Origin of the sequence: Phenylobacterium sp. LjRoot219, from assembly GCF_964252995.1 — a bacterium.
GTDB lineage: Bacteria > Pseudomonadota > Alphaproteobacteria > Caulobacterales > Caulobacteraceae > Phenylobacterium.
In genome coordinates, this window is sequence record NZ_CAXUQI020000002.1 from 843,249 (window position 1) to 856,751 (window position 13,503).

Here is a 13,503-nt window from a genome sequence, read left to right on the forward strand (position 1 = left end):
GTCACGAAGCTCAGATGGAGTGCGTTGATGGCTGAACTGGACGGCAAGGTCGCAGTCATAACGGGAGCTGGGTCTGGCCTGGGGAAAGCCGCCGCCGAGTTGTTCGCAGCTTACGGGGCCAAGGTGGTGCTCGGTGACGTGAGTGGCGCCGAGCAGGACGTCGCGGTGGCGATCGGCGACGCTGCAAGGCCGTTTCGCTGCGACGTCACTCAGGAAGCGCACGTCGAGGCCATGATCCGCGCCGCGGTCGACGAGTTCGGCCGTCTGGACGCCGTTCTCAACGTCGCCGGCGTGACCCACTTCGGGATGCTCGGCGACCTCGACATGGCCGAGTACGACCGGATCCTGGACATCGACCTTCGAGGGGTCGTCCACGGCACTAAACATGGCGTGCGCGCCATGAGCGAGGCGGGCGGGGGCGTGGTCCTGAACTGGGCGTCCGTCGCCGCGCTTGGAGCAAAAGCCTCGACCGCGGTCTATTCAGCCGCAAAAGCCGGGATCATCGCGATCACCAAGGCGGCGGCCGTGGAGTACGGCCGCCAGGGGGTCCGCGCCAACGCCGTAGTGCCTGGCCTGTTTCTCACTGAAGCGGCGGCCACGGCGCCGGCGGGGCTGCTCGAGAGCCTCACCGCGACCATTCCGGCTGGCCGCGGCGGAGAGCCCGCTGAATGCGCCGAACTTGCCGCCTTCCTGGTCTCGGACCGCGCGCGGTTCATTAATGGCGCCGTCATGGTCATCGACGGCGGTCAGAGCGCGCAGTTGGCCTGAGCCCAGGCGGCGCGGCGGCGATAAAACAGGTGGAGAAGAGAAGGGTTGGTCATGACAGCGGGCTGACGGCGCATGTCCGCACACTCAACACATCCGGCGCTAAAGCCGCTCTGGCTGCGGCTGAAAAGGCGGCTCTCGAGCGCGGCCTGAAGCTCAGCATCTCCGTGGTGGACAACGCCGGAAATCTGCTGGCCTTCACCCGCCTTGACGGGGCGCCATTGGGCACGATCGACGCGTCGTTCAAGAAGGCGCGCACGGCCGCGCTCTTCGGCGCACCGAGCAAAGTCTTCGAGGACCTGCTGCACGGCGGAACCACTTCGCTGCTAGCGTTCGAATGCGTCACCCCCTCCCAAGGCGGCGTCCCCGTCCTCCTCGAGGGCGTGTGCGTTGGCGGACTCGGGGCCAGCGGCGGATCCGGCGAAGAGGATGAGCTTGCTGCGAAGGCGGGAGTCGATGGTCTGATTGCGGAGATCGGCGTGCAGACGCACGGCCCTGAAGCTTCACATCTGACCTGACCGGCACAACCGCAGTCCAACAAGCTGGACGGGTCGACCTTGCAGGCCACGGAGATGAACTGGGAGAAGATAAATGAACATCGTTACTGCCAACAGTGTGCGACATGAGGCAGGCCCGCTGACGCAAATTGTGAATCAATTCTGCGCGGCGCAAGCGAAGGCGATCTCGGACGCCGCCTATTCTCCGATAGACTGGAGACCTGTGGCGGAATTCATCGAGGTAAGCGAATTCAGACGCATAGGCGCCTACCTAGAAGAACTCGACTGGCCGAAATACCAGACGTTTCTCACTGGCTGGATCTCCGGCGGCACGCGTTTCGAGATGACCATCTTCAATATGACCGAGGTCGGCAATGCGGTGTTTCAGGAGATCGAGGAGCGGCACTACCGAGGTGAAGACTTCATTCGGAAGAACGTGATCGCAGTCTACCGATTCAACGAGAGGAGACGGATTATCCACCTGGACATCTACGAGCAGGCTCGAGACTCCGGTCAGTGGATCGTCGAAGCGGCCAGGGCTGCGGGATCATAATCTCAGTGTGACGGCGTGGAGTTCGCGACCGCATTGGCAGGGTCGCGACCCCACAGACTACGCATGGAAGGCCGCCCTCGAGCGCTGCCTCGGGCAGTGTCGAGGGCGGGGGTCGGGATGCGACGTGGCCCACCAGACTTACGTGTTGGCGCGGCAGATCTTGTGGTCGATGAAGGTTGCGTCGCTCCGGAAGGCGTTCGAAGGCGTGGTCAGCGGAAGCACCCGGAACGTGGTAATCCCGGGCGGCGCTGCGCAGACATAAGGGACGGCGTTCACGATCCGCATTGCCGTCATCACATAGCCGTCGTAGCCCAGCTCCTCGGGCTTGTCCGGGTCGCCGACGGAGCATTCCATCGAGATGTTCGGATCGCCCTCGATGCGGATCCGCATGCAGCCGACGGTGTCCGCCTTCTCCCATTCCGGCGCGATGTCGGGACACATGCGGTTGACGTGTTCGACCACGACGGCCTCGCGCCCCTCGACGATCGCGCTGGTCCGCAGCCGCACGGCGGCGACGTTCCCGGCCTTGATTACGCCGAAGCCGACCTTGAGGTCGCGGTCGGTGACCCGCTTCTCGTAGGACTCCTCATAGCGCTCGACTTCATAGCCAAGCTTGTTGGCGACGTTCGTCACTGGGCCCTTCCAGACCATCAGTTGCATGCCGGGGTGCTCGAGAATGGCAGGCTTTTCCGGCGGTTCGTCGAACCCGAAAATCAGCGCCATCTCGTTGCGGTCCTTCACCGACGAGTAGTTGAACAGCTCGTAGGAGGTGATCCGCTTGATGGTGTTGCTCATGGTGGCGGCGAGCAGCGCCATGTGCTCGACGAAGCCGGGCTCCTGGCCGTTCATGTAGAGCGTCGCGCCGCCCTTCTTCGCCGCGGCCTCAAGTCGGGCGACATAGGCCTGGTCCACGTGCGCCGGCGGGTAGACCAGCCCCCCATCGCTGGCGGTGACGACATTGATGCCGTTCTCGAGCAGCTTCACGAACCACTCTCCGTTGACCACCTGGGCTTCTCGTGGGTCGCGGATATTCAGCGCCGTAAGGGCGCAGTCCGGCTTGAGCGCGAAGATCTCGTCTGCATTATCCGTGACGATCACCCCGCACGGCTCGTCCGTGTCGAGCAGGCCGGCGTCTTGCCCAACATGCTTTGAGCGGCTCCAGACGCCGACCAATTCGACGTCTTCGCGGCCGCGCAGAGCCCGCACTGCGATGCCGGCCACATTGCCCGCGCCGATGACGACAACACGCAGTTTCTTCATGATGGTATCTCCATTGGAGGCCGAGGTTGTGAATTCGCCCGGGTCGGAGGCTGCTCGGGAAGTCGTCGGGCGGGTGACAACTGGGCGAGAGCGCCGGCGGAGCCGACGAAAAACAAACTCAGCTGCTCGACGCCGCCGAAGCAGCGTGTGCTTGATCACAGCTCGATGAGGGCGACGCCCTCAGGTGGAAGCTCCAGACTCAGCTCGCTCCATCGGCCGAGGCGGCGTGTTTCCGCCGGCGCAAGCTCGGCAGCGGCACGGATCCTCTCCAGCTGCTGCTTGGTCGGATACGTAGGAGAGCCGAGTGCTCGCCAAGCCGGGTAGGGCGAGCCGCGCTGCATGTCGACGTAGCTGACCCTGACCGCCTGCCCGGGCTTGGCGCCGTTAAGCGTCACCTCAAGACGCTTCGCTTCCCCGACGACCTTTCGTTCGTTGCTGGCCCCAGGGATGCCGGACGCCTGTTGAGCTTCGGCGAGGTTCCAGACGAGGACAGCGGCTCCGCCGCCCTTGGTGCGGGACGCCAGCGCAGGGCCCTCCGAAGCCAACTGTTGGTGTCCCAGCCTGTGGAGCAACTTGAAGGTGTTGAACGCCGGCCGCACGACACCGCGCTGGGACATCATCCCCCAGCCATTGTCGCCTTCCTTGAAGATGTAGCCGGGGACCAGGATCTCTTCGAACGTGCCGGTCAGCTGCCAGTAGGACATGCCGTGGCAGTAGGGGAGACAGCCCTTCACGATGTGCGCGATCATGGCCGGGCTGTCGGAGGACCATTCGCTGAGCCAGAGCGGCGCCCCTTTGAAGGGGCTGGCGTCGATCTGCTCGCGCGCCTTCTTCATCGCCGCAGGCACCACGTCGTTCTGTCGGTAGAGGCCTGCCTGACCGAACATCTTCGATTGATCGTCGCCGGCGTAGATATGCGTGCTGACGAAGTCGACGGGCAGGCGGTTCTCGGCGCAGAAGGCCAGGAACTCAGGGAGCCACTGAATGCGAGAGGTCGATGGACCGCCGACCTTGAACGCGGGATCGACGCTGCGCAGAGCGGTGACGGTGGCGCGGTAAAGTTCGAAATAGTCTTGCTGGGAGCCGGACCAGAAGGAGGGGAGGTCAGGCTCGTTCCAGACCTCGAAGGGCCACTGCCGCACTTCGGCCGCCCCGTAACGCTCGACCAGGTGCCGCGCGAACTGAACGATGAAGGCGCTCCAATCCGCCATGGACGTCGGTGGCGTCACATTCCCGCGGTAGGTCCCGAACGTGCGCGTCCCGCTCGCGAGCCGGCCCGGCATGAAACTCAGCTCCACGAAGGGCTTGAAGCCGATTTCGAGGAGGCCGTCGTACACGGCGTCGACGTTCTGGAAGTTGTAGCCGGGTCCCATTCGGAAGCTCTTGGTACCGACGCCCATCTCGTCGTCGAAGATCCCGTGGAAGCGAACTCGCTGGACCCCGAGCTCCTGGCGCCCCCGCCGCGCGTCCTTGCGCCAGTCCTCGCGCAGGGTGACAGCGGCGCGATCAGATCCCGCGCAGCGCTCCCAGATGTGCTCCAGCGGGCCGACCTCGCGGCGAAGGTCGACTGAGACCGGCACGGTGGCGATCTGCGCCATCGCGGGCGCGACGCTCGCGAGCGCGGCCAGGGCGCCGCCGCCGGCGAGCACGTTACGACGGTTCATCAGAACCTCCTGTTTTCTGCTGTCTGTTGCACGCGTCCTGGCGCGCACTCCGGAACGCTACGGCTCGCGAACCTCGAAGCTGGCGTTGTGCTTGGCGGTCGAACTGCCTCCGACCCAAACGTCGAACGTCGTTTGGTCCTGAACCCAGTCCTGTGTGACCTCAGTCCAGTAGCGGAGCGCCGCCGGCTCTAGTTTGAAACGCAGCGTCTTCGTCTCGCCTGGCTTCAAAGCGACCCGCTGGAAGCCCTTGAGTTCGCGCGCCGGCCGCGCCGAGGTCCCCCACCGCTGATGCAGGTAAAGCTGGGCCACCTCATCGCCGGCTCTTGCGCCCGCATTCTTCACGTCCACGGTCACGGTGACAGGCTCACCAAGACGATATCGCGGCCGCTCGACCTTCAGGTTCGCGTACTCGAACGTCGTGTAACTGAGGCCGTAGCCGAACGGATAAGTCGGCGCGTTGGTCCCGTCCCAGTAGCGCTTCTGGGCGTTTTCCGGCTGATGCGAGATGAGCTGCCCGTAGTGATTGGGCGCCTGCGCCGCGTCACGGATCCACGTGAACGGCAGCTTGCCGCTCGGCGTCGCGTCGCCGAACAGCAGGTTCGCCGTCGCTTCCCCCCCGGCTGAGCCCGGATAGAAGATGTCCAGTACGGCCTGGGGCTGAGCCCCTGTGAGGCTGATCGGCCGAGCGGACATCAGCACGAGGACGACCGGCTTGCCGGTCGCCACGACAGCGTCGAGCAGCTCCTGCTGACGGCCGGGGAAGGCGAGCGAAGCGCGCGAGGCGCTTTCCCCGATCATGTTCTGATGCTCGCCCAGAACGAGGATGGCGACGTCGGCGTTCTTCGCGATGGCGACCGCGCGCTGAATCTCTGCGGTCTCGTCGAGCGGAGGCAGCTTGGGCGGCGGCTCGAGCTGGTCCATGAAGGACGGAAAAGTGCGCGCCATACGGACCCCTTCCGAGTAGTCGATCCGCACAGAAGGTCCGAGCTTTGACTTCAGGCCGGCGAGCACGCTGGTCGCCTTCGGCTTGTTCTGCGGGAAGACCCAGGGACCAAGGGTGTCCCGAGCCGAGTCGGCCAGCGGACCGATAACGGCGATGGACTTGACCTTCTTTCGGTCGAGCGGGAGCAGAGCCTTCTCGTTGCGCAGCAGGACCGCGGACCGCTCCGCAGCCGTCCGGGCGAGCTGCAGGTGCTTCGGGTCGTTGAGGACGGCCTCCGTCTGCCCCTCGTCGACATAGGGCTTCTCGAAAAGGCCCATCCGGATCTTCGCTTCGAGCACTCGGCGGACCGCCGCATCGAGCTCGGCCTCGCTTATCTTTCCGGCCTGTAGCGCGGCGGGCAGGGTGCTCATCGCCGGAGATTGCGGCACGGCGCCCATCTCCATGTCGACGCCAGCCTTCAGTGCGCGCACGGCCGCATCCTGCGCATCAGCGGCGAAGTGCTGCGTCGTCAGCTGAATGACGCCGCCGGCATCGCTGCCGATGAAGCCCTTGAAGCCCCAGGTCTCCCGCAGCACCGTGGTCAACAGCCATTGGTTGCCTGAGGCGGGCACGCCGTTCAGCGCCATGTAGGCGCTCATGACATTCCCGGCGCCGGCGTCGACCGCCGCCTTGAACGGCGGAAAGTGCACGTTCCAGAGTTCGCTTTGGGGCAGCGCCACCTCGTCATAATCCCGGCCGCCCAGCGCGGCGCCGTAGCCGACGAAATGCTTCGGGCCGGCAATGACGCGGCCATCCGCGCCGAGATGCGCGCCCTGGAAACCACGCACCTGCGCCGCCGCCATGGCCGAGGCTAGGTACGGATCCTCGCCAGGACCTTCGACGATGCGGCCCCACCTGGGATCACGGCCGATGTCGAGCATCGGCGCGAAGGTCCAATGGATCCCGACGGCGCGCGCCTCGCGCGCGGCGACGCGCTGGGTCTCTTCCACCAGAGCGGGGTCCCACGACGCCGCCATCGCCAGCGGAACCGGGAAGATCGTGCGCAGTCCATGGACCACGTCGAATCCGAACAGCACGGGGATCTTCAGCCGCGATTTTTCGACCGCGATCCGTTGCACGCGGTTGGTGGCGACCGGATCGGACAGCATCAGCACCGACCCGAGGCCGCCCGCCTCCACCCACTTCTCGGTCCGAGCGTTCAACGGCGGGGCCTGGGGGAAGTAGAAATATTGGCCGAGCTGCCCCGCCTTCTCCTCAGGGGTCATCTGAGCGATCAGCGCGTCGGCCCGTGTACGCACGACATCATCCGCCAGGGGCTTCGAAGCTGACTCAGCGGCGGCCGGACTGGTGGAGGCCAGGAGCCAGGCGCCGGCGAGCACTGCGAACGAAACGGATCTCATTGAACGCATTTTGGAGGGGGTCCACTGGAGTGATTGGGCGGGGAACCAGAGCTGCTCAAGCGGGCTCCGGGGGCCGTCAGCTGGATGGGCTGCTGACCGGCACACCGCCTAGAGCAAGGCGACAACAGCGCTGGCTCCGCGCAGTCCGGGGCTTTGCGCCTCGATGCGGATCGCACCCGGCGCGCCCGTCGCGGAGAGGATGGCCAGGGCGCGGCCTTCAAACGTCTGGGACACCGGAGATTGGAAACTACCGACCGCGTGAGGGTTGCCGCTCCCGAAGCCGACCAGCCGGGCAGGACCCGACACGTTCAGCGCCACCTGCCGCACCGCGTCTTGAACCGACCTGCCAGCGCTGTCCTGGACCTCGAGCCGAACGAAGGAGAGGCGGCCGCGCTCGCGTGAGCCCTGAGCGGCCTCCGGGATGAGCTGCAGGGCTGCCGCGGGCCCGACGGTGTCGAAGCGACGGCGACCGATCTCCCGGCCCCCGCGGTAGGCGACCGCTTCGAAGGTCCCGGGCGCGTAAGGCGCCGCAAGTTCGATGGGCAGCTGCTCGGCGAGTGCCAGCGACTTGGACGCCACGACCACGCCGTTGACGCGGAGCTCAACGCGATCCGCCCGCGTGTAGACCCGAACAGTGAGCGGCTGCCCTTCGTGGCCAGGCCAGGTCCAGCTTTGCCGTTCATCCGACCAGCCCCACCAGCTGACGTGCTCGTACATGCCCGCCGGAACAGGGCGCTGAACCGCGACCTCAAGCGGGCTGACCTGCCAAGCGACGTCGCGGGCATAGGACGAAGGCTTACGACCTCCGGTGATGTCCAGATCGCCCGGATTGTTCACGACCCAGGGCCACGCAGGAGGCGACGGCATCGCGACCTTCGATTTGCTCAGGATCGCAGTGCTCATGCCCGCTTCGCCGAGGTAATCCATGGCCGACCAGACGAAGTCGCCGACGAGGTAAGGCTTCTCGTCGATCGTGTCCCAGACCTTGAAAAGGTCCTTGGGATAGCTCTCGGAGCCGTAGATCACCCGTTCGGGCCGCTTCAGGTGGTCGGCCTCGAACCTGTCGAGCCGATAGTTGTACCCGACCACGTCCAGGAAGACGGTGGCGCTCTCGTCCGGCTGCCCCGCGCGTCCTTTCCGCGCCGTCGCTTCGTCCGGGATGACAGGGCGGCCGAGAAAGCCGTTGATCCCGGCGGTGACGGGTCGGCTGGGGTCCAGCTTGCGGACTTCGTTGGCCAGTTCCCAGCTGGTCTTCACGCCTTCCGGAGTGGATCGGCCGGGGACTTCGTTGCCGATGCTCCACATGATCACGGAGGGACTGTTCCGCGCACCGAGCACCATGCTCGCAAGGTCCGCCTTCCACTTCTCCGCGAAGTGATTGGCGTAGTCCTGCGGGGTCTTCGAGACGCGCCACATGTCGAAGGCTTCTTCGATCAGCATCATGCCGTGCCGATCGCAGGCCTCTCGGAAGGAGCGGGAAGCCGGATAGTGAGAGCTGCGCAGCGCGTTGTAGCCGCGGGCCTTCAGCAAGCGGACTCGCCGGTCTTCCGCATCCGCATAGGCGGCAGCGCCCAGCAGCCCGTTGTCATGGTGCACGCAACCGCCGCGCAGCTTTGTGGCGACGCCGTTGATCTGCATTCCGTTCTGCGCGTCGAAAGTGATCACTCGGACGCCAAACGGGGTCACGACACGGTCCAGCACCGCAGTCCCGCGGCGCAGTTCCGTCTCGAGCGAGTAGAGGGCCGGCGTGTTCGGCGACCATAGGCTAGGGGCGGGCAGGTCGAGCGATTGGCTCACCCGGTCGCGGGCGGGCGCCGTAGCTTCGGCGACCACAACGCCTTGCGGGGATCGAACCCGGCTCACCAGCACGAGATCGGGCGCAGCCTCGGCAAGTTGGGTCTCGACCGCAATCTCGGCGGTGTGTTCGGTGATGCGCCGGGTTGCGACCGCCACCCCCCACTGCTCGACCCGAGCCGGCTGCGAAACGACGTCGATCGTTACGCCGCGATAAATGCCCGAGCCCGTGTACCAACGGCTGTTCTTGCCGACATTGCGGACCCGAACGGCGAGCACGTTGTCGCCTTGCCGCAAATGCGGCGTCAGATCGTAGAAGAAGGCGGTGTAGCCGTGCACCCGTCGGCCAAGATGATGGCCGTTCAGCCAGACGTCGCTCTCCATGTAGACGCCGTCGAACAGCACGGAGACCTGGCTTCCGGGCGGAAGCGCCTCGCTGCTGAAGCGCTTTCGATACCAGCCTTCGCCGCCCACGCTGAAGGCGTTCGCCGTTCCGCCGGGCGCACGCGGATCGAAGGGACCCACCCGACCGGAGCCCGGCTCGGCCGGCAGGTCCTCGATGCTCCAATCATGCGGAAGATCGAGCGTGCGCCAGCGGTTGTCATCCGCCTCAGGCGCTTCGAACGCGCCTTCACCGCGGAAGAACTTCCAGGCGAAGTCGAACGGCTGATCCCGTCCTATCCTGAGCGCCTCCGCCGGCGCGGCCGCGCGCGCCTGTCCTGGCAGCAGCGGGAAGACAGCCGCAGTGACGGTGGCGAGCAGGATGTCCCGCCGGTTGAGCGAGGACGCAACTTCAGCGGACATGGGGGGGCCATTCGGATTTCGGCAGAGCGCGAAGCGCCGCATCGACTTCGGCGATCGGCTTCGTGGCGTCGAACGGCAGGTAGTGGGCCGCATCGCGCAGGGTGAAGGTCGACAGGAAGGGCTTGAACGTCTCGGTCCCAGCCATCCCCAGCGCCCACGGCGCAAGTCGCGTCAGGATGGCGCGGGTGGCGGTCGAACTGATGAGATCCTCGATCGAGAGCGTGTCCACGCCCAGCTCGAACGTCGCAGGGCTTGGTTGGTGGTAAGCGGTCGCAGGCGCGTAATTCGGCGCGTCCAAAGTCCGTCCCATTGTCGGTTTCCTAGGGCTCTACGGCCGTCCGAGCTGCCAGCCGCCGTGGGGGAGACACATAACTTAGCAGGTGGTCGGTTAGCAAGCCGATCAACGCGTGCTGTCCGACTCTGCGCTGCGGTTGTTGGGCGAACTCAACGACCTGCGGGGGACGGGAAATGCGCGCTCGCGCGCGACCGGTTTCCGTGTTGCCCCGGGACGCTCTCCAAAAAAAAGAAGGCCGGGCGACTCCCAAATCGCCCGGCCAGAGGGAGGAGGAGGAGCGGGCGCCCTAGCGCGACCCGAAGGCGTAGCGAACGTTGAGGCCGATTTCCCGAGGAGCGGTCGTCGTCACGTTCAGGTAGCTGCTGTTGATGGTCTCCGCCGCAACGCTGCTGAAGGTCGGCGGCTGCAGGGCCTGGACGTTGGTGGCGACGAGAGTCGAAGACGCGGTCAGCACCTTGCCGGTATTGAACACGTTCTTGGCGAAGAGAGAGATCTCCCACGCGCCGTTCCCGCTGCGCACGCCGGCGTAAAGATTCAGCAGGCCGAAGCCGTCGACGGTGTCATAGGCGTTCGCCGGATCCCCGTTCGTCTTCGGTCGATAGGTGAAGAGGCCGCGAAGGTAGGCGTCCATGTCATCGGAAACGGGTCGCGCGTATTCGCCCTGAACGGAGAGACCCCATTTCGGCGTGTACAGGAGAGAACCGCTCGAGGGACATTCGGACACTGCCTGGGCGCCGGTCGCCGCCTGGAGCTGGTCCAGGGTCGGGGCTTGCGTCAGCACGTCAGGGACGCCGTCGCCATTGAGGTCGTTGCAGGCGACCACGTCGTTTTTTATCTTGCTCTTGGCGTAGCTGAACGTCGCCGAGAGGTTGAGCCCCTGCATCACCTGCCACGAGGCGTCGATGTCCACGCCATCGATCTTCGCGTCGACGCTGTTGCCGAAGTTAATGCTGCTGACTGACGGGCCGAGCTGGTTGAGGCCGACATAGTAGACCAGCGGACCACGGTAGATGAAGTTATTGAAATCCTGATGGAACGCCGCGGCGTTTACGAGCACGCGCTTGTCAAAGAAGGTCGATTTGAAGCCAAGCTCGTAAGATTTTGACTTCTCGTTGGCTAGGTCGACGTGGCGTTCGAGCGCCGGAGTGAGCGGCCGGAAGACGCCGACGACGAACGGGCCGGGTCTAAAGGCGCTGCCAGTGTTCGCATAGGCCATGAAGTCGCTGGTGAAGCGATGCGAGAGCGACACGTTGTATAGTGTCGCTTCGCCCTTGCCCTTCTTGTCGTCGAGCACCGGAAAGCCGCTAATGTTCACGGAGTTCGAGTCTCGATACCAGAGCTTGCGAAGGCCGCCCGAAAGCTCGGTGGCGTCGCCCAGGTGCAGGGTCACGTTCCCGAAAATCGAGCGTTCGTGCGTCTTGGTTCGAACTGCAATCGGCGTTTCCGCCACCTGAACAAGTTGCCCGAAGAGCGTGATGGGCGTCACGTTCACCAGGTCGGTAGGCGGGTTGAAGTCTTGCGCATAGCCCCCAACCGTGTAGTCGAGGAAGCCGAACAGCCGGTCGTCTGACGACAGGCGCAGCTCGTTGGTGCTCTGCTTCGAGTGACTATGGGTGTCCTGCGCCACGTCCGCTGTCGGGAACGCATTGGCCGCATCCTGGCTGCCGAACTGGCGCAGGTCCAACTCGGTGAACGAGCCCACATAGCTCAGCCTTTGGCCGGAGAACCGGTATTCGGCGTTGGCCGTGAAGATGTCCTGCTTCTGCTTGAAGCGGCTGAAGATGTTGTTGGTGATCCCGACGCGATCGTCGGGGTCGATAATCGGTTGCGTCGCCGACAAGGCGGGATCGAACAGCGAGACCGAAGCAACCTGGTCGAAGTAGAGCACCTTCCTTTCAAGGTGTTGATACATTAGATCGACGGTGATGCTGTCGTTCGGCTCGAACCGGAGGCTCGGACGCACCGCCCAGCTCTTGGACGATGGCTGGATGCTGCTGTTGATGCTTCCGACGCCGTTGCCCCGATTGTCGTCGATGATCGCCGCAAGGCGGAGGCCGAGGACGTCACGGATAATTGGTGCGTTGATCGCGCCGTTCAGATTGCGCGCACGCTGGTCGGTCACCGTGAGGTTTCCGTAGCCGCCAAATTCACCGAGCGTAGGCCGGCGCGTAGTGAGGGTGATCGACCCGGAGGGCGCCGACTGCCCGCGCAGCGTGCCTTGGGGCCCGCGAAGCACTTCAATTTGGCCGACGTCGAACATCGACTGGAAGGCAAAGTTCGACTGGATCGTCGCATCGTTCAGGTAGAAGGCGACGGTCGGCTGAGCGCCCGACTCGGCCTCGAACGGTGCGCCGCGGATCGTCGCGGCCGTTGAGAAGCCGTTGGTCCCGTTTGTGAGGGTTAGGCCCGGAACAACCGACTGAACCTCGTCGAACTGGCGAATGTTCAGCTTCTCCAACGTCGCGCCGGTGACGGCGTTCACGGTCTGCGGCACCGTCTGCAGGCTCTCCGCCCGTCGGCGCGCCGTGACGACGATTTCGGCGAGCTGAGCATCGTCTGACGACGCGGCGGCCGGCTGCGCGAAAGCCCCAGTCGATAGGGCCGTGAAGCTCGCGCTGGCCAGCGCGAGACAGATGAACCGCTTCATATCATGCCTCCCCAGAGTCCTTCGGCGGCTGCCCGCCTTTGTCGCATTTGCTTAGCGAGTGGTAGGTATAAGGGAAGGGGCAATAATCAGACAAGTGCTGAAGCTGGTGTTCAGCCGCATCAATTGTGTCCGCGCGGACACAGCTCTCAGTAGGGATCGCGTCCTGCCAGTCGGCGGAGAGGCGGCTTTGCAGAGAGAGGCCTAGCTTACCGTACGCGCAGCCAGGATGCGCTTGATCGCTCGATCAAGCTCCTCAACGAGGTCGAACCCCTGTTTGGCGCGCAGCCATTCCTCTTGCAGTCCGTCGATGGTCGCAACGAGGTGGAGCGCCGTCGATTCAGGTTCGGCGACAAACGCTTCGACCAGGGCTGCGTAGGATCGCACCACCCGGGCCTGACGTTCCGCGAAGAACTGGTGGGCAGGGTGCGCCTCATTAAGCGCTTCGGATTGGAGTATAGCGTAGAGTCTCAGAAGTTCCGGCCGCGCCTCGGCCTGAACGGCGGTGATATGGAACAGCTGCAAAGTCTCGCTAAACGAAAGCGCTTTCCCGACAAATCCCGCGTTTTCTATCGCACTGAACACGGCATCCTGGACCCGTCGATCTCGATCCTCAAGGAGCGCGATGAGCAGTTGGTCTTTCGATCCGAAATGATGGAGCACGCCGGGGTTGGTGAGCCCGCAGCGATCCGCCAGTTCGCGGATGCCGAACCCGTAATATCCACGCTCCGCGATTAGCCCCACGGCTTCATCGAGGATCTGGGCGCGGCGGAGTTCCGGCTTGGAGCGGGTTCGCCGCTGCGTGTCGTTCGGGGTCATTGGCCCAGGGTAGTCCGCGCCCCTTTCGTCCCGCAATGGCTGCCCGGCGGAGTTCGCCGGTCGCG

At 64.8% G+C, this 13,503-nt stretch carries 10 protein-coding genes; 3 read left to right on the forward strand and 7 right to left on the reverse strand.

Features of this window, described 5'->3' with window-relative positions; all coding sequences use genetic code 11:
* Window positions 1–27 precede the first annotated feature (27 nt).
* From ACSQ14_RS21935 to ACSQ14_RS21945, 3 genes are all read left to right on the forward strand, one after another.
* Window positions 28–768 (forward strand): SDR family NAD(P)-dependent oxidoreductase, encoded by a 741-nt coding sequence (locus ACSQ14_RS21935; RefSeq protein WP_436016488.1) that lies wholly within the window; start codon window positions 28–30, stop codon window positions 766–768.
* 29 nt (window positions 769–797) lie between these two features.
* On the forward strand, window positions 798–1,283 hold the full coding sequence (locus ACSQ14_RS21940) for a GlcG/HbpS family heme-binding protein (RefSeq protein WP_436016490.1): 486 nt from the start codon (window positions 798–800) through the stop codon (window positions 1,281–1,283).
* Between the two features lie 73 nt (window positions 1,284–1,356).
* Window positions 1,357–1,815, forward strand: coding sequence for a hypothetical protein (locus ACSQ14_RS21945; protein ID WP_436016492.1), 459 nt, complete (start codon window positions 1,357–1,359; stop codon window positions 1,813–1,815).
* A 138-nt stretch (window positions 1,816–1,953) separates the two neighbouring features.
* Here ACSQ14_RS21945 and ACSQ14_RS21950 read toward each other — a convergent pair whose 3' ends face one another.
* The 7 genes from ACSQ14_RS21950 to ACSQ14_RS21980 form a co-directional block, all read right to left on the reverse strand.
* Window positions 1,954–3,075, reverse strand: coding sequence for an NAD(P)H-dependent amine dehydrogenase family protein (locus tag ACSQ14_RS21950; protein ID WP_436016494.1), 1,122 nt, complete (start codon window positions 3,073–3,075; stop codon window positions 1,954–1,956).
* A 155-nt stretch (window positions 3,076–3,230) separates the two neighbouring features.
* Window positions 3,231–4,739 (reverse strand): GH39 family glycosyl hydrolase, encoded by a 1,509-nt coding sequence (locus ACSQ14_RS21955; RefSeq protein ID WP_436016496.1) that lies wholly within the window; start codon window positions 4,737–4,739, stop codon window positions 3,231–3,233.
* Between the two features lie 57 nt (window positions 4,740–4,796).
* Window positions 4,797–7,082 carry a glycoside hydrolase family 3 N-terminal domain-containing protein gene (locus ACSQ14_RS21960; protein ID WP_436016498.1) on the reverse strand — a complete coding sequence of 762 codons (2,286 nt, stop codon included), beginning with the start codon at window positions 7,080–7,082 and terminating at the stop codon, window positions 4,797–4,799.
* Between the two features lie 108 nt (window positions 7,083–7,190).
* The gene (locus ACSQ14_RS21965) at window positions 7,191–9,680 is read right to left on the reverse strand and encodes a glycoside hydrolase family 2 TIM barrel-domain containing protein (protein ID WP_436016500.1); all 2,490 of its coding nucleotides are present in this window, start codon (window positions 9,678–9,680) and stop codon (window positions 7,191–7,193) included.
* Window positions 9,670–9,978, reverse strand: coding sequence for a hypothetical protein (locus tag ACSQ14_RS21970; RefSeq protein WP_436016502.1), 309 nt, complete (start codon window positions 9,976–9,978; stop codon window positions 9,670–9,672). Before ACSQ14_RS21970 ends, ACSQ14_RS21965 begins: the two co-directional genes overlap by 11 nt.
* 283 nt (window positions 9,979–10,261) lie before the next feature.
* On the reverse strand, window positions 10,262–12,622 hold the full coding sequence (locus tag ACSQ14_RS21975; protein ID WP_436016504.1) for a TonB-dependent receptor: 2,361 nt from the start codon (window positions 12,620–12,622) through the stop codon (window positions 10,262–10,264).
* A gap of 201 nt (window positions 12,623–12,823) precedes the next feature.
* Complete coding sequence (locus ACSQ14_RS21980; protein ID WP_436016506.1) at window positions 12,824–13,438, reverse strand: TetR/AcrR family transcriptional regulator; 615 nt, start codon at window positions 13,436–13,438, stop codon at window positions 12,824–12,826.
* Window positions 13,439–13,503: the final 65 nt, after the last annotated feature.

Excerpts from the sequence above, each read along its gene's own strand:
- ACSQ14_RS21935 (WP_436016488.1), top strand. The coding sequence starts at position 28 with ATGGCTGAACTGGACGGCAAGGTCGCAGTCATAACGGGAGCTGGGTCT.
- ACSQ14_RS21945 (WP_436016492.1), top strand. The coding sequence starts at position 1,357 with ATGAACATCGTTACTGCCAACAGTGTGCGACATGAGGCAGGCCCGCTG.
- ACSQ14_RS21950 (WP_436016494.1), bottom strand. The coding sequence starts at position 3,075 with ATGAAGAAACTGCGTGTTGTCGTCATCGGCGCGGGCAATGTGGCCGGC.
- ACSQ14_RS21955 (WP_436016496.1), bottom strand. The coding sequence starts at position 4,739 with ATGAACCGTCGTAACGTGCTCGCCGGCGGCGGCGCCCTGGCCGCGCTC.
- ACSQ14_RS21960 (WP_436016498.1), bottom strand. The coding sequence starts at position 7,082 with ATGAGATCCGTTTCGTTCGCAGTGCTCGCCGGCGCCTGGCTCCTGGCC.
- ACSQ14_RS21965 (WP_436016500.1), bottom strand. The coding sequence starts at position 9,680 with ATGTCCGCTGAAGTTGCGTCCTCGCTCAACCGGCGGGACATCCTGCTC.
- ACSQ14_RS21975 (WP_436016504.1), bottom strand. The coding sequence starts at position 12,622 with ATGAAGCGGTTCATCTGTCTCGCGCTGGCCAGCGCGAGCTTCACGGCC.
- ACSQ14_RS21980 (WP_436016506.1), bottom strand. The coding sequence starts at position 13,438 with ATGACCCCGAACGACACGCAGCGGCGAACCCGCTCCAAGCCGGAACTC.